The organism is Streptomyces sp. NPDC102278 (assembly GCF_044766345.1).
Taxonomy (GTDB): Bacteria; Actinomycetota; Actinomycetes; order Streptomycetales; family Streptomycetaceae; genus Streptomyces.
Genome location: NZ_JBIWLV010000001.1, coordinates 498,381 through 522,973, shown reverse-complemented (window position 1 = coordinate 522,973; position 24,593 = coordinate 498,381). Strand labels below are relative to the sequence as shown.

At 71.3% G+C, this 24,593-nt stretch carries 23 protein-coding genes and 1 riboswitch; of the genes, 11 read left to right on the top strand and 12 right to left on the bottom strand.

From position 1 onward, the window contains the following. Positions 1 to 99: 99 nt before the first annotated feature. Positions 100 to 1,569: a catalase gene (locus tag ACIRO3_RS02350; protein ID WP_361771023.1), complete on the top strand. Its 1,470-nt coding sequence runs from the start codon at positions 100 to 102 to the stop codon at positions 1,567 to 1,569. Between the two features lie 103 nt (positions 1,570 to 1,672). On the opposite strand, the gene ACIRO3_RS02345 is transcribed toward ACIRO3_RS02350, so the two are convergent. Both ACIRO3_RS02345 and hisN read right to left on the bottom strand, forming a co-directional pair. Further along, positions 1,673 to 2,068 carry a CBS domain-containing protein gene (locus ACIRO3_RS02345; protein ID WP_361771025.1) on the bottom strand — a complete coding sequence of 132 codons (396 nt, stop codon included), beginning with the start codon at positions 2,066 to 2,068 and terminating at the stop codon, positions 1,673 to 1,675. Positions 2,069 to 2,306: 238 nt separating this feature from the next. Then, positions 2,307 to 3,128: a histidinol-phosphatase gene (gene hisN / locus ACIRO3_RS02340; protein WP_361771027.1), complete on the bottom strand. Its 822-nt coding sequence runs from the start codon at positions 3,126 to 3,128 to the stop codon at positions 2,307 to 2,309. A gap of 137 nt (positions 3,129 to 3,265) precedes the next feature. Between hisN and ACIRO3_RS02335 the strand changes: the two genes are divergently transcribed. Next, positions 3,266 to 3,826 carry a TetR/AcrR family transcriptional regulator gene (locus ACIRO3_RS02335; protein WP_361771029.1) on the top strand — a complete coding sequence of 187 codons (561 nt, stop codon included), beginning with the start codon at positions 3,266 to 3,268 and terminating at the stop codon, positions 3,824 to 3,826. On the opposite strand, the gene ACIRO3_RS02330 is transcribed toward ACIRO3_RS02335, so the two are convergent. The 4 genes from ACIRO3_RS02330 to ACIRO3_RS02315 all read right to left on the bottom strand — a co-directional run bounded on the left by ACIRO3_RS02330 (position 3,792) and on the right by ACIRO3_RS02315 (position 7,366). Further along, positions 3,792 to 4,115, bottom strand: coding sequence for a multidrug efflux SMR transporter (locus ACIRO3_RS02330; RefSeq protein WP_030225858.1), 324 nt, complete (start codon positions 4,113 to 4,115; stop codon positions 3,792 to 3,794). The genes ACIRO3_RS02335 and ACIRO3_RS02330 overlap by 35 nt on opposite strands. Before the next feature lie 115 nt (positions 4,116 to 4,230). Beyond that, the gene (gene rsgA, locus ACIRO3_RS02325) at positions 4,231 to 5,241 is read right to left on the bottom strand and encodes a ribosome small subunit-dependent GTPase A (RefSeq protein WP_361771032.1); all 1,011 of its coding nucleotides are present in this window, start codon (positions 5,239 to 5,241) and stop codon (positions 4,231 to 4,233) included. A gap of 8 nt (positions 5,242 to 5,249) precedes the next feature. Next, positions 5,250 to 6,587: a 3-phosphoshikimate 1-carboxyvinyltransferase gene (aroA, locus tag ACIRO3_RS02320; RefSeq protein ID WP_361771034.1), complete on the bottom strand. Its 1,338-nt coding sequence runs from the start codon at positions 6,585 to 6,587 to the stop codon at positions 5,250 to 5,252. A gap of 65 nt (positions 6,588 to 6,652) precedes the next feature. Then, positions 6,653 to 7,366 (bottom strand): M50 family metallopeptidase, encoded by a 714-nt coding sequence (locus ACIRO3_RS02315; protein WP_361771036.1) that lies wholly within the window; start codon positions 7,364 to 7,366, stop codon positions 6,653 to 6,655. Between the two features lie 53 nt (positions 7,367 to 7,419). Here ACIRO3_RS02315 and ACIRO3_RS02310 point away from each other — a divergent pair, with 53 nt between their 5' ends. The 8 genes from ACIRO3_RS02310 (at position 7,420) to def (ending at position 15,061) form a co-directional block, all read left to right on the top strand. After that, complete coding sequence (locus tag ACIRO3_RS02310; RefSeq protein WP_404131650.1) at positions 7,420 to 8,232, top strand: SOS response-associated peptidase; 813 nt, start codon at positions 7,420 to 7,422, stop codon at positions 8,230 to 8,232. A gap of 19 nt (positions 8,233 to 8,251) precedes the next feature. Further along, positions 8,252 to 8,908, top strand: a complete 657-nt coding sequence (locus ACIRO3_RS02305) for an alpha/beta family hydrolase (RefSeq protein WP_404131648.1) — start codon at positions 8,252 to 8,254, stop codon at positions 8,906 to 8,908. Between the two features lie 363 nt (positions 8,909 to 9,271). Continuing rightward, entirely contained in the window at positions 9,272 to 9,916 is a 645-nt protein-coding gene (locus tag ACIRO3_RS02300; RefSeq protein WP_008741505.1) for a sigma-70 family RNA polymerase sigma factor, read from the top strand. Then, positions 9,913 to 10,215, top strand: a complete 303-nt coding sequence (rsrA, locus tag ACIRO3_RS02295) for a mycothiol system anti-sigma-R factor (RefSeq protein WP_053676413.1) — start codon at positions 9,913 to 9,915, stop codon at positions 10,213 to 10,215. The genes ACIRO3_RS02300 and rsrA overlap by 4 nt, the downstream gene beginning before the upstream one ends. A 223-nt stretch (positions 10,216 to 10,438) precedes the next feature. Next, positions 10,439 to 11,983 (top strand): HD-GYP domain-containing protein, encoded by a 1,545-nt coding sequence (locus ACIRO3_RS02290; protein WP_404131646.1) that lies wholly within the window; start codon positions 10,439 to 10,441, stop codon positions 11,981 to 11,983. Beyond that, positions 11,980 to 13,257, top strand: coding sequence for an HD domain-containing protein (locus ACIRO3_RS02285; RefSeq protein WP_361771045.1), 1,278 nt, complete (start codon positions 11,980 to 11,982; stop codon positions 13,255 to 13,257). Before ACIRO3_RS02290 ends, ACIRO3_RS02285 begins: the two co-directional genes overlap by 4 nt. A 105-nt stretch (positions 13,258 to 13,362) precedes the next feature. Beyond that, complete coding sequence (locus ACIRO3_RS02280) at positions 13,363 to 14,358, top strand: hypothetical protein (RefSeq protein ID WP_361771047.1); 996 nt, start codon at positions 13,363 to 13,365, stop codon at positions 14,356 to 14,358. Positions 14,359 to 14,425: 67 nt separating this feature from the next. Next, positions 14,426 to 15,061 carry a peptide deformylase gene (gene def, locus ACIRO3_RS02275; RefSeq protein ID WP_361771049.1) on the top strand — a complete coding sequence of 212 codons (636 nt, stop codon included), beginning with the start codon at positions 14,426 to 14,428 and terminating at the stop codon, positions 15,059 to 15,061. 136 nt (positions 15,062 to 15,197) lie between these two features. Here def and ACIRO3_RS02270 read toward each other — a convergent pair whose 3' ends face one another. The 6 genes from ACIRO3_RS02270 to ACIRO3_RS02245 form a co-directional block, all read right to left on the bottom strand. Then, entirely contained in the window at positions 15,198 to 16,214 is a 1,017-nt protein-coding gene (locus ACIRO3_RS02270; protein WP_361771051.1) for a ribonucleotide-diphosphate reductase subunit beta, read from the bottom strand. Beyond that, complete coding sequence (locus ACIRO3_RS02265) at positions 16,214 to 18,622, bottom strand: ribonucleoside-diphosphate reductase subunit alpha (protein ID WP_404131643.1); 2,409 nt, start codon at positions 18,620 to 18,622, stop codon at positions 16,214 to 16,216. Before ACIRO3_RS02265 ends, ACIRO3_RS02270 begins: the two co-directional genes overlap by 1 nt. Positions 18,623 to 18,811: 189 nt before the next feature. After that, a riboswitch (cobalamin riboswitch) is annotated at positions 18,812 to 18,889 on the bottom strand. A gap of 76 nt (positions 18,890 to 18,965) precedes the next feature. Then, on the bottom strand, positions 18,966 to 19,463 hold the full coding sequence (locus ACIRO3_RS02260; protein WP_404131641.1) for a GNAT family N-acetyltransferase: 498 nt from the start codon (positions 19,461 to 19,463) through the stop codon (positions 18,966 to 18,968). A gap of 169 nt (positions 19,464 to 19,632) precedes the next feature. Continuing rightward, positions 19,633 to 19,830, bottom strand: a complete 198-nt coding sequence (locus ACIRO3_RS02255; RefSeq protein WP_351378564.1) for a YbdD/YjiX family protein — start codon at positions 19,828 to 19,830, stop codon at positions 19,633 to 19,635. Positions 19,831 to 19,835: 5 nt separating this feature from the next. Continuing rightward, positions 19,836 to 22,049 (bottom strand): carbon starvation CstA family protein, encoded by a 2,214-nt coding sequence (locus ACIRO3_RS02250; protein WP_361771057.1) that lies wholly within the window; start codon positions 22,047 to 22,049, stop codon positions 19,836 to 19,838. A gap of 129 nt (positions 22,050 to 22,178) precedes the next feature. Next, positions 22,179 to 22,943 carry a GntR family transcriptional regulator gene (locus ACIRO3_RS02245; RefSeq protein WP_053676497.1) on the bottom strand — a complete coding sequence of 255 codons (765 nt, stop codon included), beginning with the start codon at positions 22,941 to 22,943 and terminating at the stop codon, positions 22,179 to 22,181. 290 nt (positions 22,944 to 23,233) lie between these two features. Here ACIRO3_RS02245 and ACIRO3_RS02240 point away from each other — a divergent pair, with 290 nt between their 5' ends. After that, positions 23,234 to 24,523 carry an extracellular solute-binding protein gene (locus tag ACIRO3_RS02240; RefSeq protein ID WP_365999236.1) on the top strand — a complete coding sequence of 430 codons (1,290 nt, stop codon included), beginning with the start codon at positions 23,234 to 23,236 and terminating at the stop codon, positions 24,521 to 24,523. Positions 24,524 to 24,593: the final 70 nt, after the last annotated feature.

Sequence of the window (24,593 nt, the reverse complement as noted above, 5' to 3'; positions counted from 1 at the left end):
AAGTGCGAGATTGGATGATTACTTGACTTAGACAAAGTCCATCGTAGGATCGAGTACGGCACGGCCCGAGGGTGGGCCGAGGGACAGGACGAGGCAGGAATGACGCAGGAGGCGCACGTGACGCAGGGACCGCTCACCACGGAGGCCGGGGCTCCGGTCGCAGACAACCAGAACAGCGAGACCGCCGGCATCGGCGGCCCCGTACTGGTCCAGGACCAACTCCTGCTGGAGAAGCTCGCGCACTTCAACCGCGAGCGGATCCCGGAGCGCGTGGTGCACGCCCGGGGCGCCGGCGCCTACGGCACCTTCACGCTCACCCGCGACGTCTCGCAGTGGACCCGGGCGAAGTTCCTGTCCGAGGTCGGCAAGGAGACCGAGACGTTCCTGCGCTTCTCCACCGTCGCGGGCAACCTCGGCAGCGCCGACGCGGTGCGCGACCCCCGCGGCTGGGCGTTGAAGTTCTACACCGAAGAGGGCAACTACGACCTCGTCGGCAACAACACCCCGGTGTTCTTCATCAAGGACGCCATCAAGTTCCCCGACTTCATCCACACCCAGAAGCGCGACCCGTACACGGGCTCGCAGGAAGCCGACAACGTGTGGGACTTCTGGGGCCTGAGCCCCGAGTCGACCCACCAGGTCACCTGGCTCTTCGGTGACCGCGGCATCCCGGCGTCCTACCGCCACATGAACGGCTTCGGCTCGCACACGTTCCAGTGGAACAACGAGGCCGGCGAGGTCTTCTGGGTCAAGTACCACTTCAAGACCGACCAGGGCATCAAGAACCTCACCCAGGACGAGGCCAACCGGCTCGCCGGCGAGGACCCCGACTCGCACCAGCGCGACCTGCGCGAGGCCATCGAGCGCGGCGACTTCCCGTCCTGGACCGTGCAGGTCCAGATCATGCCCGCGGCCGAGGCGGCCGACTACCGCTTCAACCCGTTCGACCTCACCAAGGTGTGGCCGCACGCGGACTACCCGCTGATCGAGATCGGCAAGCTGGAGCTCAACCGCAACCCGGAGAACGTCTTCGCCGAGGTCGAGCAGAGCATCTTCAGCCCGGCCCACTTCGTCCCCGGCATCGGTCCGTCCCCGGACAAGATGCTCCAGGGCCGCCTGTTCGGCTACGGCGACGCCCACCGCTACCGCGTCGGCATCAACGCCGACCACCTGCCGGTGAACCGTCCGCACGCCACCGAGGCGCGCACCCACTCCCGTGACGGCCACCTCTACGACGGCCGCCACAAGGGCGCGAAGAACTACGAGCCGAACAGCTTCGGCGGCCCGCACCAGACGGACCGCCCGCTGTGGCAGTCGGTCCCCCTCACGGGCGGCACGGGCAACCACCCGGCCGCGGTGCACCGTGAGGACAACGACTTCGTCCAGGCCGGCAACCTCTACCGCCTCTACTCCGAGGACGAGAAGGCGCGGCTGATCGAGAACCTGTCCGGGTTCATCGCCAAGGTCTCGCGCGAGGACATCGTCGAGCGCGCGATCAACAACTTCCGCCAGGCGGACGGCGACTTCGGCAAGCGGCTGGAAGCCGCGGTCCAGGCCCTTCGCGGCTGACGCACCGCTTGTCGTGGCGAAAGACGGGCCGGCGCTCCCTCGGGAGGGCCGGCCCGTCGGCGTTCCACCGAAGGGCCCGGGCGACGGGCCCGGCCCGCGGGGGCTACGCCGGTACGGCGCTGCGCCGGGCCGGGGCCCAGCAGCGGATGACGTCGCGGACGGACACGATGCCCACCGGGCCACCGTCCTCCAGCACGATCAGATGCCGGAAACCGCCGTGCGCCATGGCCTCGGCGGCCTCCTGAACGGTGGCGTCCGGGGTGCAGAACACGACGTTGTTGGTGGTGTGCGCACCCACGGACTCACGGTCGGGGTCATGCCCCGCGCCGATCGAGTTGAGGATGTCGCGCTCGGTCAGGATGCCGATTCCGCTGTGCTCGGGGTCGAGGACGACGGCCGCGCCCACGCGCCGGCCGGACATCAGGCAGGCCGCCTGACGGAGGGTGTGCGCGGGTCCGAGGGTGAGGATCACGGTGCTCATGGCGTCACGGACGAGCATGAAGGGAGCCACCTCCTGGGTGATCCCCCGCTCGGGTGGGTGCGCGGGCGAAGGTCGTGCGCGTCGCACTTCGAGAAGCCCTTCACAAGCGCACAAGCGGGGGGATCCTCAGATTCCCACGAACACGGAGGGTCATCAAGGGGCGCGTTCGACACGCGCGGGCGCATCCGCCCGCAGGGACGCGCGCCGGGGCCTCGGCGCGCGGACCCGAGCCGCGCGGATCTGAGCCGCGCGGGCCTCAGCCGCGCGGGCGCAGGTGCGCCAGCATCTCCTCGTGGAGCAGACCGTTGGAGGCGGCGGCGTTCCCGCCGTGCACGCCCTCGACGCCGTCCAGGTCGGTGAAGCGGCCGCCGGCCTCCTCGACGACGACCGCCAGGGCCGCCATGTCCCACAGGCTGAGCTCCGGCTCGGCGCACAGGTCGAGGGAGCCCTCCGCGACCATCATGTACGGCCAGAAGTCGCCGTAGCCGCGGGTGCGCCAGCAGGCGCGCGTCAGGTCCAGGAAGCCGGGCAGCCGGCCCTGCTCCTCCCAGCCGCTCAGCGAGGAGTAGGCGAAGGAGGCGTCGTCCAGGGTCGCGACCTTCGAGACCCCGAGCCGGGTGGTCCCGCCCAGGGCGCCGCCCGAGAAGGCGCCCCCGCCCCGCGTCGCCCACCAGCGGCGGCCCAGCGCCGGCGCGGAGACCACGCCGACCACGGGGCGGAAGGCCCCGTCGCCACCGTCGGCGTCGTCGGGGTCCCGCGCCATCAGGGAGATCAGGGTCGCCCAGACCGGGACCCCGCGCACGTAGTTCTTCGTGCCGTCGATGGGGTCCACGACCCAACGGCGCGGCCCCTCGCCCTGCAACCCGTACTCCTCGCCCAGGATCGCGTCGCCGGGGCGGGCGGCCAGGATGCCCGCCCGGACGATCTCCTCGGCGGCCTTGTCGGCCTCGCTCACCGGGGTCATGTCCGGCTTCGTCTCGACCAGCAGGTCGAGGGCTCGGAAGCGCTGCATCGTGGCGGCGTCCGCCGCGTCGGCGAGCTCAAGGGCAAGGCGGAGGTCATCGTCATACTCGGGCATGGTCGAACAGTATCGAGACCGGCGCGGCCCCGCGAACGCCGTCCACGGTACGGCCGAGAGGCGCCCTTGACAGGATCTGTCGGCCCGTCAACTCTGGCCGGAGAGCCAATCGGGTGTGCCAATCGGGGGAGGCGTCGATGCCGGCGGCCCGGGAATCCTTGCTGGAAGCGGCCGGAGCGGCGCTGTCCGCGCGCCCTTGGCCCGCCGTGCGGATGGTCGACGTGGCGGCCGCCGCCGGGGTGTCCCGCCAGACCCTCTACAACGAGTTCGGCGGCAAGGCGGGCCTGGGCCGGGCCCTGGTCCGCCGCGAGGCCGACTGGTACCTCGACGGCGTGGACCGGACCCTCGGCGCCGAGACGGGCACCGCCGACCGGCTCGCGGGAGTGGCCGAATGGACCGTACGGGCGGCCCGCGCGCGCCCCGTGGTCCAGGCCCTGCTGACCGGCTCGTGGAACGGGAACCTGCCGGCGCCGCCCGGGCGCGGGTCCCGACCGGGCGTCCCGGCGCTCGGCCCGGGGGAACTGATCCGGGCGGTCCGCGACCGGGCGTCCGCCGCGCTCACACCGGAAACGGCGGGGCGGTGCGAACTCGTCGTACGGCTCGCGCTGTCCTATGTGATCGCCCCGGGGGAGGAGCCGGGGACCGGGGAACTCCTGCGCCTGGTCAGTGCGCCGAACCGGACAGCTGAAGTCCGATGACGCCGAGGATGACCAGCGAGATCGAGACGAGCTTGAGGGTGGACACCAGGTCGCCCAGGAAGACCATGCCGTAGATCGCCGTCCCGGCCGCCCCGATGCCCGTCCACACCGCGTACGCCGGACCCACGTCGAGCTTCTTCAGCGCGAGCGTCAGAAGGCCGAAGCTGCCGAGGGCGAAGCAGGCGAAGGCGATGGTCGGCCACAGGCGGGTGAAGCCGTGGGACAGCTTGAGGCACACCGCGAAACCCGTTTCCAGGATTCCGGCGACCACGACCAGCAGCCACGCCATGGCGTACGCCTCCCCGCGTCATGTGACATCGCGTCACTTGGTGCGATCAAGCATCTATCCCGACAGGTGCTCCCACAAACACGGCCCCCCGCCGGACGGCCGGGCGCCGATCGGATCAGTCGCCCTCGCGGCGCTCCCGCGTCTCCAGCAGCCGACGCAGCGAGTACAGCCGCGCCGGGTCCGCGTGGCCGTCCTCCACCCACTTGTCGAGCGCGCAGTCCGGCTCGTCGTGGCTGCACGCGCGCGGACACCCCTCGGTACCGGGCACCAGTTCGGGGAAGGCCAGGATCACCCGGGACGGGTCCACGTGGTGCAGACCGAACGAGCGCACGCCCGGGGTGTCGATCACCCAGCCGTCGCCCGAGGGCAGCGGCAGTGCGAGCGCCGAGGTGGTGGTGTGCCGGCCCCGGCCCGTCACCGCGTTCACATGGCCCGTGGCGCGCCGGCGGTCCGCCGCGACGAGCGAGTTCACCAGGGTGGTCTTGCCCACGCCCGAGTGGCCGACGAACGCCGTGATCCGGCCGTTCAGGCGCTCGCGCACCCGCTCCGCCGCGTCGCCCGTCGCCAGCTCCTCGCGGTTGGTGACCACGTAGTTCAGGCCGAAGGTCGAGTAGATCTCCAGGATCTTGTCGGCGGACGTCAGGTCGGACTTGGTGAGCACCAGCAGCGGCTCCAGCCCGGCGTCGTACGCCGCCACCAGGCAGCGGTCGATCATCCGGGGCCGCGGCTCCGGATCGGCCAGCGCCGTGACGATGGCCAGCTGGTCCGCGTTGGCGACGACCACCCGCTCGTACGGGTCGTCGTCGTCCGCGGTGCGCCGCAGGACCGACTTGCGCTCCTCGAGCCGCACGATCCGGGCGAGGGTGTCCTTCTTGCCGGACAGGTCACCGACGATCCAGACCCGGTCGCCGACCACCGCCGCCTTGCGGCCCAGCTCGCGCGCCTTCATGGCGTGCACCGTGCGGTCCTCGACCAGGCAGGTCAGCCTGCCGCGGTCCACGGTCAGCACGAAGCCCTCCGAGGCGTCCTCGTGCTTGGGGCGGATGGTCGTACGCGGCCGATTGCCCTTGCGGTTCGGGCGCGAGCGGATGTCGTCCTCGTCGGTGTTCTTGCCGTACCTGCGCATGACGGGCCCTACGCTCCCGCTCCCGCGAGCATGTCTGTCCACATCGTCGTGAAGTCCGGCAGGGTCTTCGCGGTCGTCGCCACGTTCTCGATCTCCACGCCCGCCACCGCCAGCCCGATCACGGCGCCCGCGGTGGCCATCCGGTGGTCGTCGTACGTGTGGAAGACACCGCCGTGCAGCGGGCGCGGGCGGATGTGCAGACCGTCGGCGGTCTCGGTGACGTCGCCGCCCAGCCCGTTGATCTCGGCGGTCAGCGCGGCCAGCCGGTCCGTCTCGTGCAGCCGCAGGTGCCGGACACCGCGCAGGATCGACTCCGAGTCGGCCAGCGCCGCCACCGCCGCGATGCCCGGCGTCAGCTCGCCGACCTCGCCCAGGTCCACGTCGATGCCGTGGATCTTCCCGGTGCCGGTGAAGACCAGACCCGCGTCGGTGAGCTCGCAGGAACCGCCCATCTCCGTGAAGATGCGGCGCAGCGCGTCGCCGGGCTGCGTGGTGCGGCGCGGCCAGTCGGGGATGGTGACCGTGCCACCGGTGATCAGCGCCGCCGCCATGAAGGGCTGCGCGTTGGACAGGTCGGGCTCCACGACCATGTCGCGGCCCAGGAGCGCGCCGGGCGCGACCCGCCACACGTCCTTCTCGCCGCCTGCCTCGGGGGTGTCCACCTGGGCGCCCGCCGCGCGCAGCATCTCCACCGTCATCCGGATGTGCGGCATCGACGGGAGGGCGGAACCGATGTGCCGGACCTCGACGCCCTGGTTGAACCGCGGCGCGGACAGCAGCAGCGCGGAGACGAACTGGGAGGAGTTGGAGGCGTCGATCTCGACCGTGCCGCCCTCCAGGGCCCCGCCGCCCTGGACGGTCAGGGGCAGGGCGCCCCGGCCGTCGTCGTCGATCCGGGCCCCGAGGACACGCAGCGCGTTGATGACCTCGCCCAGCGGGCGCTCGTAGGACCGCGGGTCGCCGTCGAAGCGGATGTCGCCGCCGGCCAGGGTGGCGACGGGGGGCAGGAAGCGCATGACCGTGCCCGCGTTGCCGACGTCGACGGTGGCCGGGCCGTGCAGCGCGGCCGGGATGACCCGCCAGGCCTCGCCGCTGTCACCGTCGGCGGAACTGGAGGAGATGGTCTCCTCGATGCCGACGCCCATCGCGCGCAGGGCGTCCGACATCAGCTGCGAGTCGCGCGAGCGCAGCGGGCGGCGCACCCAGCCGGGCTCGGAGGCGAGCGCGGCGAGCACCAGGGCCCGGTTGGTGACCGATTTGGAACCCGGCACGGTGACGGTGGCGTGGACGGCGCCGTCCGCGAGCGGAGCGGGCCAGAGGGCGTGGAGCGCGGGGGTCTCGGTCATGGCCTCCACTTTAGTGGCTCCGCCCGCACCCGGATCTTGATCGCCGGCCGGTCGTGGTCCCCGTCTCAGAGGGCGAGAAGCCAGCGCGCGCCGCCGATCAGCGAACACAGCGCGACCGCGTGGAACATCAGCAGCCAGACGACCGGGTGCACGTGCGTGAGCCGACCGAGCTGGTCCGCGTCCGAGTCCGGGGCTCCACCGTTCCTCCGCTTGGCCTGGAGCTCGAACACCGGCCGGACCCCGCCCAGCAGCAGGAACCACACCACCCCGTACGCGAACATGGCCTGGACCTCGGCCGGGGCCAGCCAGGACACCAGGACGAAGCCGGCGCCGGTCAGCACCACCGTCAGCAGCCCGTAGGCGTTGCGGATCATCACCAGCATCGCCACCAGCAGCGCGGTGGCCGCCCAGAGCAGCAGGGTGATCCGGTGCGCCGACAGCAGCGCGGCCCCGCCGAGGCCGAGCAGCGAGGGCGCCGTGTATCCGGCGGCGGCCGTCAGGACCATGCCGAGCCCGGTCGGCTTTCCCCGGCTGACCGTGACCCCGCTGGTGTCCGAGTGCAGCCGGATCCCGTCGAGCCGGCGCCCGGTCAGCAGCGCGAGCAGCCCGTGACCGCCCTCGTGCGCGATGGTGATCGCGTTGCGGGAGAGCCGCCACACAGGGCGGGGCGCCACGGCGGCCAGCGCGACGAGCCCGGTCGCGATCACCAGCCACAGCTCGGGCTCGGGCTGTATGCCGGTGAGCCGGTCCCAGAGACCGGCCGTCGTGAAGCTGTCCATGGAGTGGCGGACTCCTTGCGGTGGTGGGCGGGTGCCATGGCAGTGTTGCAGGCATGTGCGGACGGTATGCAGCGAGTCGGGCGCCGGAGGATCTGGCGGGGATCTTCGGCGTCGAGAAGTGGGAGCCGGAGTCCTTGGCCCCCGACTGGAACGTGGCTCCGACGAAAGAGGTCCACGTCGTCCTCGACCGTCCCTTGAAGGACGCGCCGAGCCCGCGTCCGGTTCGACAGTTGCGGGTGGTGAAGTGGGGGCTGGTCCCCTCCTGGGCCAAGAACCCCGAGGGCGCGGCCCGGATGATCAACGCCCGCGCCGAGACCCTCGCGGAGAAGCCGTCCTTCCGCCGCCCCTTCGCCCAGCGTCGCTGCATCATCCCCGCCGACGGCTACTACGAGTGGGTCACCGCCCACGACGAGCGCCGGCTGGAGGTCGAGGGGAAGAAGAAGCGGGCCCGCAAGCAGCCCTACTTCGTGCTGCCCTCCGACGGTTCCGTGTTCGCCATGGCGGGGATCTACGAGTTCTGGCGCGACCGGACCCTGCCCGACGAGCATCCGATGGCCTGGTGGGCGACCTGCTCGGTCATCACCACCGAGGCCGAGACCGGGCCGCTGGGGGTGGCCCCCGCCGACGGCCCCCGGTCGCTCTCCGACGTCCACCCCCGCATGCCGCTGATGCTGACCCCGGACAGGTGGGACCCCTGGCTGGACCCGGCGCGCACCGACCCCGACGAGCTCCAGGCGCTGCTCGCGCCGCCGCCCGGCGGGCTCATGCGGGCGTACCCGGTGTCCACCGCCGTCAGCAGCGTGCGCAACAACGGCCCCGAGCTGCTGGAGGAACTGGCCGCGCCGGAGGAGGAGACCCTCTTTTGACCGGGGCAGGATGGGACGCATGACCACGCGTACCGAGAGCGTCCCGACGCCGGCGGGCGAGGCCCGCGTCACCTGGTACCCCGCCGCGACCGGGAAGGCCCGGCTGGTGCTCGCCGTGAGCCACGGCGCGGGCGGCGGGATCGAGGCCCGGGACCTGCGGGCGCTGGCCGCCGCCCTGCCGGCCCGCGGGATCACCGTGGCCCTGGTCGAGCAGCCCTGGCGGGTGGCCGGGAAGAAGGTCGCCGCCGCGCCCAAGGTGCTCGACGAGGGCTGGCGCGGGCTGTGGCCGGCGCTGACACGGCCCGGACCGCCCGTGGTGGCCGGCGGTCGCAGCGCCGGAGCCAGGGTGGCCTGCCGGACCGCCGCCGAACTGGGCGCGGCCGGGGTGCTGGCGCTGGCGTTCCCGCTGCACCCGCCGGGCCGGCCCGAGAAGTCCCGGGCCGAGGAACTGCTGGGCGCCGGGCGGCCCACTCTGGTGGTCCAAGGCGGCCGGGATCCTTTCGGCCGGCCCGAGGAGTTTCCCGAGCCGACCGGGAAGCATCCGTACGAACTCGTCGCGGTGGAGCACGGCGACCACGGGTTCGCGGTGCCGAAGAGGGCCGAGCGCACCCAGGACGAAACCCTCGACGTGATCACCGGGGCCGTCGCGCGATGGCTCGAACGGCTGCCTGCGTGAGCCCTCGGACGGCTGCCGACGCGAACCGGCGCCGCGAGCCCGACCTGACGCATTCCCGCGTGATCCGTCTCACGCGCCCCGCGGACCCGACCTGACGGATCCTCCACACCCCCACAGGCCCCGGGAATGCCGGGCCCGGGCCTTCTGTTGTGCCGAATGTCGGTACGTACGGGAAGTTCGTCGGAGGAGAGGGAGCGCATGACCCAGGTCATCAGCCAGAACCGTCCGCAGGCCGCTGACCTGGACTGGACGGTGCTGCCTGCCCCCAAGCGCGGGACGCTTCGGGCGGCGGAGGGCCGGGAAGGTCGACTATTCTCCGATTCGAGCGGATCCGCTTTCGGAGCCGCCACGCTGTCGGAGGAGGTGGGTCCTGTCGCCGGGACCGACGAAGGCCACGCGGAGGAGACGACCCCGGAGCGCAACGCGCGCTTCGAGCGGGACGCCCTCGGCTACCTCGACCAGATGTACTCCGCCGCGCTGCGCATGACGCGCAACCCGGCCGACGCCGAGGACCTGGTCCAGGAGACGTACGCGAAGGCGTACGCGTCCTTCCACCAGTTCCGCGAGGGCACCAACCTCAAGGCATGGCTCTACCGCATTCTGACGAACACGTTCATCAACTCCTACCGCAAGAAGCAGCGCGAACCGCAGCGCAGTGCGGCGGAGGAGATCGAGGACTGGCAGCTGGCGCGCGCCGAGTCGCACATGTCGACGGGCCTTCGCTCCGCCGAATCGCAGGCGCTCGACCACCTGCCCGATTCGGATGTGAAGGAAGCGCTCCAGGCCATTCCGGAGGAGTTCCGCATCGCGGTCTATCTCGCCGACGTGGAGGGCTTTGCGTACAAGGAGATCGCGGACATCATGGGTACACCCATCGGTACGGTCATGTCCCGACTGCACCGCGGGCGCCGTCAACTCCGCGGAATGCTGGAGGACTATGCCCGTGAGCGCGGGCTGGTCCCCGCCGGCGCCGGAGAGTCGAACGACCTGAAAGGCTCGGGCTCATGAGCTGCGGAGAGCCGCACGAGACGGAGTGCGCCGAGGTCCTGGATCACCTGTACGAGTTCCTGGACCACGAGATGCCCGACAGCGACTGCACCAAGTTCGAGACACACTTCGGCGAGTGCAATCCCTGTCTTGAGAAGTACGGCCTCGAACAGGCCGTGAAGAAGCTGGTGAAGCGCTGCTGCGGTTCGGACGACGTGCCGACCGATCTGCGCTCGAAGGTGATGGGACGAATCGAACTGATCCGTTCGGGACAGGCCGTGCCCGACCACGACGTCACGGCCGACCCCGCGACGGGCTAGCCGCGACCGCCCTTCTCCGGCGGCCGGGATTCACCGGCCGCGCCTTTCCGAACAACCGCCCCCGGTCGTTCCCTTCGTTCACTCGAAGGTGCTAATCCGGGGGCACCCGAACGACATAATGTGAAAATGTGGCCCACTTCGTGTGGAGCCCCACCTATTCTCCCCTTCCGGTACCGGTCCGCTCCGGTGCCCGGCGTGCACGGCCCAGGGGGAGGAGAGCGCCATGCGGGTACTTCCGCCGGCGGCGCGCGTCCTCGTCGTGTGCGCGGTCCTCGTGGCCTCGGTGTGCGTGCTGCCGGCCGCCGTCCGCCCCGACACCCCGTGGCCGACCGTCTCGCTGCTCGCCGCCCTCTACCTCGGCTGCGAGTCGGTGCGGATCTGCCCGTACCTCGCCGGCCGGGTGCCCGAGGGCATCGGTACCTTCTTCCCCGTCGTGCTGGCCGCCGTCTTCCTGCTCCCGCCCTCCGCCGCCGCGCTCGTGGCCGTGCCCGGAGCCCTGGCCGGACAGGTGGTCCGGCGACCGGCGGGGGTGCGCCGGGTGTGGCACGCGGCGCAGCAGGCGACGGCAGCCTGGGTGGCGGGACGGACGTACGGGCTGCTCGGCGGCCCGGCCGCGCTCGACGGGCGGGCGCCGGCCGAGCGCGGTGTTCCGGGGCCGGCCGGTGTGCGCGTGCCGGGCGGTGTGCGCGTGCCGGGCGCCGATCCGATCGCCTGGGTCGCGGACTTCCCCTCCCTGTTGCTTCCCGGGGCGGTCGCCGCCGTCGCCTTCTGCCTGGTCCTCACGCTCCTCGACGGGGCGATCCTCGTCGCCGCCGAGCGGCGCCCCGCGGCGAGCGTCCGGGCCGGACCCTCGCTGCGGCCCCTGGCCCCGCACTGCGTACACGGCCTGGCCGCACTGATGATGGCCGTCATGTGGCGCAGCCCGTACGGACTGCCCGCCGCCCTGCTGGTCCTGCTGCCGATGTACATCTCCTGCTGGGTCTTCGCCCAGTACCACCGCGAGCGCACCGCCCACCAGGCCACGATCCGCGCGCTGGTGCAGGCCGTGGACATCAAGGACCGCTACACGCGCGGCCACAGCGAGCGGGTCGGCCAGGCCTCGGCGATGATCGCCCGCGAACTCGGGATGGCGGACGACCGGATGGAAGTCGTCCGCATCGCCGGCATCCTGCACGACGTGGGCAAACTCGGCGTACCGACCCGACTCCTGCGCAAGGACGGGCCGTTGACCCCCGAGGAACGCCGGATCATCGAACTGCACCCCGAGTACGGGCACGAGATGGTGCGCGGCATCGGCTTCCTCGGGGAGGCCCGTGCGGCGATCCTCCACCATCACGAGCGGGTCGACGGGTCGGGGTACCCGTACGGACTGCGCGGCGAGCAGATCCCGGTGTCGGCCCGGGTGGTGGCGGTGGCCGACTCCTTCGACGCGATGACGTCGACGCGTTCGTACAGCAGGGCGCGGCCGGTGCCGGTGGCGCTCGCCGAGCTGGAACGGTGCGCGGGGACACAGTTCGACCCGGCCATGGTGCGGGCCCTGGTCGGCGCCATCGGGCGCCAGGGCTGGTATCCGGTCGTCACGTCCGACGAGGACCTCCCGGCGACCGGCGACGGCCCGGGCGGGCAGGCCGGAGCGGGCGGGCAGGCCGGTTCGGGCGGCCCCGCCGAGAGCCCGCTGCCCGGCCTGCCGGCGCAGGGCGGTCCGTCGGCGGCGCCCGGGCCCCGCCCCGGACGCCGACGCGGACACCGCCCCGGAACCGGCCCGTGAGGGGGCCGACCGCCCCGGCGGTACGCGCCGCCGCCGCCCTGCTCACCCTCGTGGCCCTGGGCCACACGCTCTGGCACGGCCTCGCCGACACCGGCGTCGCCCTCGCCTTCGGCGCCCTGGTGGCCGTCGGGGAACTCGCCCGGCGCGACCACCGGGACGCGGCGGGGAACCTCACCGCCGAGAACCGCCGGCCCGCGCCCCTCGGCTCCGCCGGAGCCCTCGCGTACGCCCTGCTCGGCCAGAACGCCGGGCATCCCACCCACCACGGGGCCCTGCAGACCGTCGCCGTCGTGGTGGCCGCGGCCCTCGTCGGGCTCGTGCCGCACGTGGCGCGGGGCCGCGGGCCCGCCCTCGACCACGTGGCCCGCCAGGTGCTCACCGTCGGCTTCGCCGCCGTATGTTTCCAGCCGCTGCACCACTCCGGCCGGCTGGAGGGCCGGGTCGGCGAGGGCCCGTACCTCGTCCTCTTCCTGCTGCTCCTGCTGGGTCTGACGGCCCTGTGCGACGCCGTCCTCGCCGCCGCGCTCGCCGCGTCCCGCACCGGGTGGCCGTACGGGCCCCTGCTGCGCGACGAGCTGCGCGCGCTCGCCGGGATCGGCTCGGCGATCTGCGCGACCGGCCTGGTCATGGCGTTGGGCGTGGCCGTGGCCGGGGTGTGGTCCCTGCCCGTCTTCAGCGTGCCGCTGCTGCTCACCCAGCTGTCCTTCCACCGGATCACCGCGATCCGCACCACCTACCGCGAGACCATCACCTCCCTGGCCCGGGCCACCGAGATCGCCGGGTACACCCGCCCGGGCCACTCCCTGCGGGTGGCGGCGCTGAGCTGCGCCGTCGGGCGGGAGCTGGGGCTGTCCGAGCGGGAGCTCACGGTGCTGGAGTACGCGGCGCTGATGCACGACATCGGGCAGCTCTCCCTCGTCGATCCGGTCCCGGCCGGGGCGACCGCCGGGCTGCCCGCGGCCGAGGCCCGCCGGATCGCCGGGCTGGGCGGGGAGGTGGCCCGGCAGACGGGGGTGCCGGCGGAGGTCGCGGTGGTCGTGGAGCGGCAGGCCGATCCGTACCGTGACCAGCCGGTCGCCGCCCGGATCGTGCGCGCGGTGAACGCCTACGACGACCTGTGCGGCGGGAGCGGTCACCCGGGCGGCTCACTGGCCGCCCTGGAGCGCCTGCGGCTGGGCACCGGGCACGACTACCAGCCGGAGGTCGTGGAGTCCCTGGCGAGGGTTCTGGCCAGGGGCGGACGTGCCCGAGTCGTTCCCGTCCCGCCTGGGTAACCCATGGGTAATGAGCGGCCGTCCGAGTGGGCATGGTTGGATGCGAGTGAGAGTGTCCGTGAGGGTGCCCGCAAGGCTGCACCGTTGGACCGGCAGGCGGGAATCGTGAGGATCTTCGGGAAGGTACGGCATCGGCCCTCCGCCTCGTGGCGGCAGGCCACCGACCGCGCGTTCACGCTGATCGGCGACGGGCGGTACGAGGACGCGGGCGCGCTGCTGACCAGAGCGGCCGACCTGGAGCCCTGGTTGTCCGAGTCCTGGTTCAACCTGGCCCTGCTGCACAAGTTCCGGCACGACTGGGAGCAGGCACGGGCCGCGGGACTGCGCGCGGTGGCCCTGCTGGACCGCGAGACGGGCGCCCCGGACTGGTGGAACGTCGGCATCGCCGCGACCGCCCTCCAGGACTGGCCACTGGCCCGCCGGGCCTGGCAGGCGTACGGCCTGAAGGTCCCCGGGGACCAGCACGGCACGGGCGGGGGCGGCGAGCCCGTGGGCATGGACCTGGGCAGCGCCGCCGTGCGGCTCTCGCCCGAGGGCGAGGCCGAGGTCGTCTGGGGACGCAGGCTCGATCCGGCCCGGATCGAGGTCCTCTCGATTCCGCTGCCGTCCTCCGGGCGGCGCTGGGGCGAGGTCGTCCTGCACGACGGGGTGCCGCACGGCGAGCGGATCACCGCGGCCGGCCCCTCCTACCCCGTCTTCGACGAGATCGAGCTGTGGGCGCCGTCGCCGGTGCCGACCTGGGTGGTGCTGCTGGAGGCGGCCACCGAGGCCGACCGCGACGCCCTGGAGCAGCTGGCCTCCGACGCGGGCTTCGCCGCCGAGGACTGGTCCTCGTCGGTGCGGCTGCTGTGCCGGACGTGCTCCGAGAGCGCGATGCCGAGCGACGAGGGCGACGAGCAGCACCCGGACCCGCACGATCACAGCGAGCCCGGCCACCCCGGCCCGCTGGGCCACCGCACGACCGGTTCCGGCTCGCTGTGGGTGCCGGAGCGCGAGTGCGGCATCGCGGCGCCGGCGGGTCTGGTGCGCGGGCTGCTCGACGGCTGGGTGGCGGACAGCCCGGACAGTCGCGAGTGGCGGGATCTGGAGGAAGTCTGCTGAGCCGGGGCCGTAGGCTGTACCGGTCACATCGGTGACTCGGCGGACTTACGGAAGGCGTACGGCGGACATGGCGCAGCAGGAGAACCAGGTTGTCCCGGTCGACGAGGAAGGCTACGTCGTCGACACGGAGGACTGTGAGGCGCGCGAGCTCGCCTACCGTGAGCGCGGCACCTCCCGCCCCATCACTGTGGTCGGCAATCCGGTCCTGCACCGGGAATGCAAGGACGTCACCGAGTTCGGCGACGACCTGGCGCGGTTGATCGACGACATGTTCGCCAGCCAGAAGACCGCCGAGGGCGTGGGCCTGGCCGCGAACCAGATCGGGGTGGACGCCAAGGTCTTCGTCTACGACTGCCCGGACGACGACGGCAAGCGGCACACCGGTGTCGTGGTCAACCCCAAGCTGGTCGAACTGCCGGTCGCCGCCCGCGTGTTGGACGACTCCAACGAGGGCTGCCTGTCGGTCCCGACGGCCTACGCCTCGCTGGCCCGCCCGGACTACGCCGAGGTCACCGGCCAGGACGCGCGGGGCAACCCGATCAAGGTCCGGGGCACCGGCTACTTCGCGCGCTGCCTCCAGCACGAGACGGACCACCTGTACGGCTACCTGTACATCGACCGCCTCTCGAAGCGCGACCGCAAGGACGCCCTGCGGCAGATGGACGAGGGCACCCCGCGCTACGAGGTCGTCCCGAACGCCTGAGCCGCCCTGCCCGAGCCGGTCCGGAAGCCGGCCGGCAAACGCGGCAGCGCCCCCGCCCGGGACCCCTGGGGATCCAGGAGGTCCTCCCCGTGGGCGGGGGCGCTGCCGAGCCGTACTGCCGTGTGCGGAAGGGGACTCAGAAGTCCTCGTCCAGGTCGACGGTGCCCTCGACCGCGACCTGGTAGGCCGACGGGCGGCGCTCGAAGAAGTTCGTCAACTCCTGGACGCCCTGGAGCTCCATGAAGGAGAACGGGTTCTGCGAGCCGTACACCGGCGGGAAGCCCAGACGCACCAGACGCTGGTCCGCGACGCACTCCAGGTACTCGCGCATCGACTCGGTGTTCATGCCCGGCAGGCCGTCACCGCACAGGTCGCGGCCGAACTGCAGCTCGGCCTCGACGGCCTCCTTCAGCATGTCGGTGACCTGCTGCTGGAGAGCGTCGTCGAAGAGCTCGGGCTCCTCCTTGCGGACCGTGTCGACGACCTCGAACGCGAAGTTCATGTGCATGGTCTCGTCACGGAACACCCAGTTGGTGCCGGTGGCCAGACCGTGCAGCAGGCCGCGCGAGCGGAACCAGTACACGTACGCGAAGGCGCCGTAGAAGAACAGGCCCTCGATGCACGCCGCGAAGCAGATCAGGTTCAGCAGGAAGCGGCGCCGGTCGGCGGCCGTCTCCAGCCGGTCGATCTTCTCGACCGAGTCCATCCACTTGAAGCAGAACTGCGCCTTCTCGCGGATCGAGGGGATCTCCTCGACCGCGTCGAACGCCGCCGCCCGGTCGTCCGGGTTCGGCAGGTAGGTGTCGAGCAGCGTCAGGTAGAACTGGACGTGCACGGCCTCCTCGAACAGCTGGCGCGACAGGTACAGGCGCGCCTCCGGGGAGTTGATGTGCTTGTAGAGGGTCAGCACGAGGTTGTTCGAGACGATCGAGTCACCCGTCGCGAAGAACGCGACCAGGCGGCCGATCATGTGCTGCTCGGACGGGGTCAGCTTCGCGAGGTCCGCGACGTCCGAGTGGAGGTCGACCTCCTCGACCGTCCACGTGTTCTTGATCGCGTCGCGGTAGCGCTCGTAGAAGTCCGGGTAGCGCATCGGGCGGAGCGTGAGCTCGAAGCCCGGGTCCAGGAGGTTCTTGGTCTCGTTGGAGCTCATTACTGGCAGGCCTCGCAGGACTCGGGGTTCTCAAGGGAGCAGGCCAGCGCGTCGGCGTCGACGGCCTGCGGAAGCGGGGTGGCGGCCGCCGGGACGGCGGAGCCGGACGCGGCACGGGCGATCTTCGTCGCCGGGCGCGAGCGCAGGTAGTACGTGGTCTTCAGGCCCTGCTTCCAGGCGTACGAGTACATCGAGGACAGCTTCCCGATGGTCGGCGTCTCCAGGAACAGGTTCAGCGACTGGGACTGGTCGAGGAACGGCGTACGCGCCGCCGCCATGTCGATCAGGCCGCGCTGCGGGATCTCCCACGCCGTGCGGTACAGCTCGCGCACCTCGGCCGGGATCCAACCGAAGCCCTGCACGGAGCCGCTGGCTTCGCGCAGCGCCTCGCGGGACTGGGCGTCCCACACGCCGAGCCGCTTCAACTCGGCCACCAGGTAGGCGTTCACCTGGAGGAACTCGCCACTGAGCGTCTCGCGCTTGAAGAGGTTGGAGACCTGGGGCTCGATGCACTCGTACACGCCCGCGATCGAGGCGATCGTCGCGGTCGGGGCGATCGCGAGGAGCAGCGAGTTGCGCATGCCGGAGGTCGCGACGCGGGCGCGCAGCGCCTCCCAGCGCTCCGGCCAGTTCAGCTCGGTGTCGTAGTGGTCCGGGTGCAGGACGCCGCGGGCGGTGCGGGTCTGCTCCCAGGCCGGGAGGGGGCCGTTGCGCTCGGCGAGGTCGCAGGAGGCCTCGTACGCGGCCAGCATGATCCGCTCGGAGAGCTTCGTGGACAGCGCCCGCGCCTCGGGGGAGTCGAAGGGCAGCCGCAGCTGGAAGAAGACGTCCTGGAGGCCCATCGCGCCCAGACCCACCGGACGCCAGCGGGCGTTGGAACGGCCGGCCTGCTCGGTCGGGTAGAAGTTGATGTCCACCACGCGGTCGAGGAAGGTCACGGCGGTGCGGACGGTCGAGTCCAGCCGCTCCCAGTCGATGTCGCCGTCGACCACGAACGCGCCGAGGTTGACCGAACCGAGGTTGCAGACGGCCGTCTCGCCGTCGTTGGTGACCTCGATGATCTCGGTGCACAGGTTCGAGGAGTGGACGACCGTGCCCGGCTCCGCGGTCTGGTTCGCCGTGCGGTTGGAGGCGTCCTTGAACGTCATCCAGCCCTGGCCGGTCTGCGCGAGGGTGCGCATCATCCGGCCGTACAGCTCCCGCGCGGGCATCGTCTTGCGGGCCAGGCCGTCCGCCTCGGCCTTGCGGTAGGCGGCGTCGAACTCGTCGCCCCACAGGTCCACCAGGTCGGGGACGTCGGCCGGGGAGAACAGCGACCAGTCGGAGTCGGCGTTGACGCGGCGCATGAACTCGTCCGGCACCCAGTGGGCCAGGTTCAGGTTGTGCGTACGGCGCTGGTCCTCGCCGGTGTTGTCGCGCAGCTCCAGGAACTCCTCGATGTCCGCGTGCCAGGTCTCCAGGTAGACGGCGGCGGCGCCCTTGCGCCGGCCGCCCTGGTTCACGGCCGCGACGGAGGCGTCGAGGGTCTTCAGGAACGGCACGATGCCGTTGGAGTGGCCGTTGGTGCCGCGGATCAGCGAACCGCGGGCGCGGATGCGGGAGTACGACAGGCCGATGCCGCCGGCGTGCTTCGACAGGCGCGCGACCTGGTGGTAGCGGTCGTAGATCGAGTCGAGCTCGTCCAGCGGGGAGTCCAGCAGGTAGCAGGAGGACATCTGCGGGTGCCGGGTGCCGGAGTTGAAGAGGGTGGGGGAGGACGGCAGGTAGTCGAGGCGGCTCATCAGCCGGTAGAGCGAGGCCACTTCCTCGACGGCCTGGACCGTCTCGTTCTCCGCGAGACCGCAGGCCACGCGCAGCATGAAGTACTGCGGGGTCTCGATGACCTGGCGGGTGATCGGGTGGCGCAGCAGGTAGCGGCTGTGCAGGGTGCGCAGGCCGAAGAAACCGAAACGGTCGTCGGCGCCCTCGGCGAGCGCGTGCTCGACCAGCGCGTTCAGCCGGCTCGCGTGGGTCGCCACGAACTCGGCCGTGCGGTCGGCGATCAGGCCCTCGCGGTGGCCGACCTCGACGGAGGCGGAGAAGGAGGTGGACCCCTGGCCTGCGGCCTCGTCACGGACGGCCAGCGTCAGCAGGCGCGCGGCCAACCGGGAGTAGGCCGGGTCCTCGGAGATCAGACCGGCGGCGGCCTCGGTGGCCAGCCCGCGCAGCTCGGCCTCGTCGGAGGCGGAGCTGCGACCGCGGAGCGCGGCGGCGGCGACCCGACCGGGGTCGGTGTCGGGAAGGTCGGCCGTCAGCTCGGTCAGGGTGCGCAGCAGCGCGGCCCCGGGTCCCCCGGACGTGATCGCGGTCTCGATCGCGGTCTCGGACGGAACGGACTCTGCGCGCGGTGCGGAGGGCGCGATGGTCACGGGGGGAGCTCTCCCTTGCTCGGCTCCGGGAACACCGACGGCGCGGGCGCGAGCGGGCGCATGCGGACCTGCGCACGCTCCGGCCCGGACAGGGCGGGCGGTACGTGCACCGCATGGCGTCCACCGGCCCAACCGCGGGGCCCGGACGTGTCTGCACCCGGTTCGGTCGAGCCGGGCGCGCTGTCGACAGGTCCTCGGACTTGTAGTTGCACGAATGGGTGCACTTCACACCGTTGCGGGACAGTTCCGGATTCGCACCGGATTCCCCTGCGACGACAGCGAGCACGAGCATACATGTGGGGGCGGGTTGATGCGTGACCCCCCACATCTTGTGTCGGCGTGGTTACAGCTCCAGACGGTAGGTCAGGAGCGTGAGGCCCGGGATCGGGGCCCAGTCTCGTTCTGGTGTTCGGGTGAAGCCGAGGCGCTCGTAGATACGGTGCGCCCCCGCCATCGACCTCTGGGTGGACAGCACCAGGTGCGTCACGCCCTCCAGGGCCCTCGCCCGGGCCACGCAGGCCCGCACCAGGGCCTCGCCCGCGCCGCGGCCGCGGGCCTCGCGGGCGACGGCCAGCATCCGGAACTCCGCCTCGCCCGGGCCCGCGATGTCGGCCAGCGGGCTCGTGTGCGAGGCGAACGTCACTCCGCCGAGGAGCGTGCCGTCGTGGTCCGCGACGAGCACCTCCCCGCAGACGGCCCGGCCGGCCACGTCACGCAGCACGTTCAGGTAGGAGTCGTCCTCGTTGAAGTCGAGCAGCCCGTCGTCGAGGTAGGCCCGCGCGGTGATCTCGCCGAGCTCTTCGTATTCGGCGGCCCCGGCCGCCCTGATCACGATGTCCATGCCGTCGAGTGTGTCGGACGGGCGTACGAGGGGCCGCGCCCGTCCACGGGCCGGCGCGCGACGAAGGGGTGGGGGCGGGCAGGCGAAGGGGCCGCGGCCGGGTACGCGAAGGGCCGTCGGGTTCCCCGGGGGAACTCGACGGCCCTTCGCGATCCGGACGGTGTCGGCGTCAGCAGCAGCGGAAGCCCTCGCGCGGGTCGGCCTCGCGGGCGTCCGTGCGGGCCCGCTCGAAGGCGCGCCGCGTCATGACCTCGGCGTTCGCGTCGTGCGCGCGGGCGTGCGCGACGTACCGGTCGTACGCGGCCTCGCCCGAGAACTCGCGGACGTAGAACCGGGTCTTCGCCCAGGCCCCGCGGACGGCCGTCAGGCCGCTCACGCGACCGGTTCCCGGGTCCTGCCCCCGCCGGAGTCGAGGCCCTCGGCGGCGAGTTCCGCCCGTTCCTCGGCGGTGGCGATCAGACCGGCCGGGGCGACGATCTTCGACTCGGTCCAGGGGGTTTCGGTGAGGGTGACCGTCTCCGGCTTGCGGACGGCCTTGACGCAAGTGCGGGCCGCGTCCAGCAGCACGATGATGATCAGGACCGCGAACAGCACCGACAGGACGCCGTCCACCGTGGCGTTGGTGACCACGGTGTGCATCTCGTCCATGTTCTTGGCGGGCTTGAGGACCTTCCCGGCCCCGATGCCGTCCTGGTACAGGTCCCGCTGCGCGAAGAACCCGATCTTCGGGTTGTCGGAGAAGATCTTCTGGTAGCTGGCGGTGAGGGTGACCGCCACGTCCCAGGCCAGCGGGACGCCCGTCACCCAGGCCCACTTGAGCCGACCCGACTTGATCAGCAGCGTGGTGCAGACGGCCAGGGCCACCGCCGCGAGGAGCTGGTTCGCGATGCCGAACAGCGGGAAGAGCTGGTTGATGCCGCCCAGCGGGTCACTGACGCCGACCCACAGGAAGTAGCCCCAGCCGCCGACGACGACCGCGCTCGCGAGCCACACGCCCGGCTTCCAGCTGACGTCCTTGAAGGACTTGTGCACGTTGCCGAGGGTGTCCTGGAGCATGAACCGGCCGACGCGGGTACCCGCGTCGACGGTCGTCAGGATGAACAGAGCCTCGAACATGATGGCGAAGTGGTACCAGAAGGCCTTCATCCCGGCCCCGCCGATGACCGACGAGAAGATCTCCGACATTCCGAGTGCGAAGGTCGGCGCGCCGCCCGTCCGCGACAGCAGGCTGGTCTCCTCCACGTCCTTCGCCGCCTGCGCGAGGGCCTCCGGGGAGATGGCGAAGCCGAAGTTCGTCACCGCCTGCGAGGCGGTCTCGACGGTGGTGCCGACCACGCCGGCGGGGGAGTTGACCGCGAAGAACAGTCCGGGCTCGATGATGCAGGCCGCGATCACCGCCATGACGGCCACGAAGGACTCGGTGAGCATCGCGCCGTAGCCGATGACCTGGACCTGGGTCTCCTTCTGGATCATCTTCGGGGTGGTGCCCGAGGAGACCAGCGAGTGGAAGCCCGACAGGGCGCCGCAGGCGATGGTGATGAAGACGAAGGGGAACATCGAACCGGCGAAGACGGGCCCGTCGCCGCGCGAGGCGAACTCGGTGACCGCGGGCATCTTCAGCATCGGCATGGCGATGACCACGCCCACCGCGAGCAGCGCGATGGTGCCGACCTTCATGAAGGTGGAGAGGTAGTCGCGGGGCGCGAGCAGCATCCACACCGGCAGCACCGACGCCACGAAGCCGTACGCGACCATCCAGATGACGAGGGTCTGCTTGTCGAGGGTGAAGAACTCGGCGAACGAGGAGTCCGCGACCCAGCCGCCCGAGACGATGGCGAGCAGCAGCAGGGCGACGCCGATCAGGGAGACCTCGGTGACCCGCCCGGGACGCAGCACGCGCAGGTAGAAGCCCATGAACAGGGCGATGGGGATGGTCATGCCGATGGAGAAGACGCCCCAGGGGGAGTCGGCCAGGGCGTTGACGATGACCAGCGCCAGCACGGCGAGCAGGATGATCATGATGGCGAACACGGCGACCAGTGCGGCGGCTCCGCCCACGGGGCCGATCTCGTCACGGGCCATCTGCCCGAGCGAACGGCCGTTGCGCCGGGTCGAGAAGAAGAGCGTGACCATGTCCTGGACCGCGCCGGCGAAGATCACGCCCGCGACGATCCAGATCGTGCCCGGCAGGTAGCCCATCTGCGAGGCGAGCACGGGACCGACCAGCGGGCCCGCCCCGGCGACGGCGGCGAAGTGGTGACCGAAGAGCACGCGACGGTCGGTGGGGTGGAAGTCGACACCGTTGTCGAGGCGTTCGGCCGGAGTGGCCCGGGTCTTGTCCACCTTCAGTACGCGCTTGGCGATGAAGCGCGCGTAGAAGCGGTAGCCGATCGCGTACGAGCCCAGGGCGGCGGCGAGCAGCCACGCGGCTGAGATCTCCTCGCCCCGGGAGAGGGCCAGTACGCCCCAGCCGATCGCGCCGATGAGACCGACGAGCACCCAGACGGCGATCGACTTCGGCGAGAGCCCCCCCGACGAGGCTCCCGCCGTGTCCCGTTGTGCACCTGTTGCTTCCGGTTCCGCCATGATCGTCGTCCCCTCGTGGATCACTGCTTGAGCGCAGGGAATCTACGGGGGCCCGACCGATGAACGTAAGCCCCCGTCCGTATAGCGGTACGAGCGTCCACCGGGGGTCGATCAGGAGTCAACCGTTGATCAGAGGGCAGGTCGCTGAAGGCGGGCGACGAATTTATAACGGTCGCCGCGATACACCGAACGTACCCATTCGACCGGTTCGCCATCGGCGTCCAACGAGTGCCGGGACAGCATCAGCATCGGCAGGCCGACGTCGGTTCCGAGCAGTCCGGCCTCGCGCGGGGTGGCCAGCGAGGTCTCGATCGTCTCCTCGGCCTCCGCGAGCCGTACGTCGTAGACCTCCGCGAGAGCGGTGTAGAGAGAGGTGTACTTGGCCAGCGAACGGCGCAGCGCGGGGAAGCGCTTGGCCGACAGGTGGGTGGTCTCGATGGCCATCGGCTCGCCGCTCGCCAGGCGCAGTCGCTCGATGCGCAGCACCCGTCCACCGGTGGTGATCTTGAGCAGTCCGGCGAGCGTGTCGTCGGCCGTCACGTAGCCGATGTCGAGCAGTTGCGAGGTGGGCTCCAGTCCCTGTGCCCGCATGTCCTCGGTGTAGGAGGAGAGTTGGAGCGGCTGGGAGACCTTGGGCTTGGCCACGAAGGTGCCCTTGCCCTGGATGCGTTCCAGCCGGCCCTCGACGACGAGCTCCTGCAGGGCTTGGCGGACGGTGGTCCGCGAGGTGTCGAACTCGGCCGCCAGCGTGCGCTCCGGCGGCACCGGGGTGCCCGGGGGGAGCGTCTCGGTCATGTCCAGCAAGTGCCGCTTGAGTCGGTAGTACTTGGGCACCCGCGCCGTGCGAGTGGCCGCCCCGCCTTCCGGCTCCGTGGTCGCCCCTTCGGTGGCCATCGCCGCCCGCCTTCCCGACTCCAGTTTCGCTGCCGTCACCGGCTCCTCCATATGTGCGGTCACATCGTGACACGAGCGGGAGGACAGGCCTCCTCCCTCCCCCAGGTGTCGGTCCGATAACGGACCGAGCACCCGCTCATTAGACCCTTGACACCCCTAAAGGTCTAGGCCAAGCTCCGGTTACTGGTCTAAACCAATATGGATCGGATCCCGGCCCCACGTGCAGTACTTCGCGTATGTCACCGCGGCGGGCAAGGGAAGTGCATGAAGGCATCCCTGAGGAGGGTGGCGTGAAGCGCAAGCTCATCGCGGCGGTTGGAGTCGCGGGCATGGTTATCGGCCTGGCGGCGTGCGGTGGCTCGGACGACAAGGGCGGCAGCACTGCCGACAAGGCGTCCGGCGCCAAGGAGTTGACCGTCTGGCTGACGGTCGACGCCCAGAACAACTGGCCGGAGCTGGTGAAGGCCGCCGACGACGCGGTCGTTGCGAAGCACCCCGGTCTCACCGTCAAGCACGAGTACTACGGCTGGCCGGACAAGAACGCCAAGCTGGACGCCGTCCTCGCCACGGACAAGGCCCCGGACGTCGTCGAGATGGGCAACTCCGAGATGATCGGCTACATGTCGACCGGAGCCTTCTCCGAGGTGGACCCGTCGAAGTTCGACAACTCCTCCGCGTGGCTGGACGCCCTCAAGGAGTCCGTGACCTACGACGGCAAGACGTACGGCGTCCCGTACTACGCCGGTGGCCGCGTCGGCACCTGGCGCAAGGACCTGGCCACCGAGGCCGGCGTCAGCGCCGCCCCCAAGACCTGGGCCGAGTACACCGGCGCGCTGGACAAGATCCAGGCCGCCAAGGGCGACAAGTTCAGCGCCCTTTACCAGCCGTCGCCCGACTGGTACGCCGCGATGTCCTACGTCTACGACGCCGGCGGCGCCATCGCCAAGAAGGACGGCGACAAGTGGAAGGGCACCCTGTCCTCCCCCGAGTCGCTGAAGGGGCTCAAGCAGTACAAGGAGCTCCTCGACAAGTACATGCACGCGGACAAGACCAAGGACGAGTCCGACCGCCCGGTCGTCTTCGCCCAGGGCAACTCCGCCGCCATCTTTGCCGCCGCCTGGGAGGGCGCCACCGCGGCCGACCCGAAGAACGACAAGGTCGGCGGCCTGAAGGACAAGCTGGAGAACTTCGTCCAGCCCGGCCCGAACGGCAAGAACCTCCCGGTCTTCCTCGGCGGCTCCGACCTCGCCGTCCCGGCCAAGTCCAAGGCCAAGGACATCGCCTCCGAGTGGATCAACGCCTTCACCGGCGCCCAGGGCCAGAAGGGCCTGATCGCCAAGGGCAACCTGCCCAACAACAAGACGGACCTCGGCCCGCTGAAGTCCGCCCCGGCGACGCAGGTCGCGGCCACCGCCGCCGAGTCCTCCTGGTTCGTGCCGACCGCCCCGGGCTGGGGCCAGGTCGAGAAGGCCAAGCTCCTGCAGACCATGCTCCAGGAGATCGGCACCGGCAAGAAGTCGGTCGAGGACGCGGCCAAGGCCGCCGACGCCGAGATCGACAAGGTCATCAACACCAAGTGACCTGTAGCCGGCAGGGCCCCGCCACACCGGCGGGGCCCTGCCGCCCGTCAAGAGAGGGACCCCCGAGGAG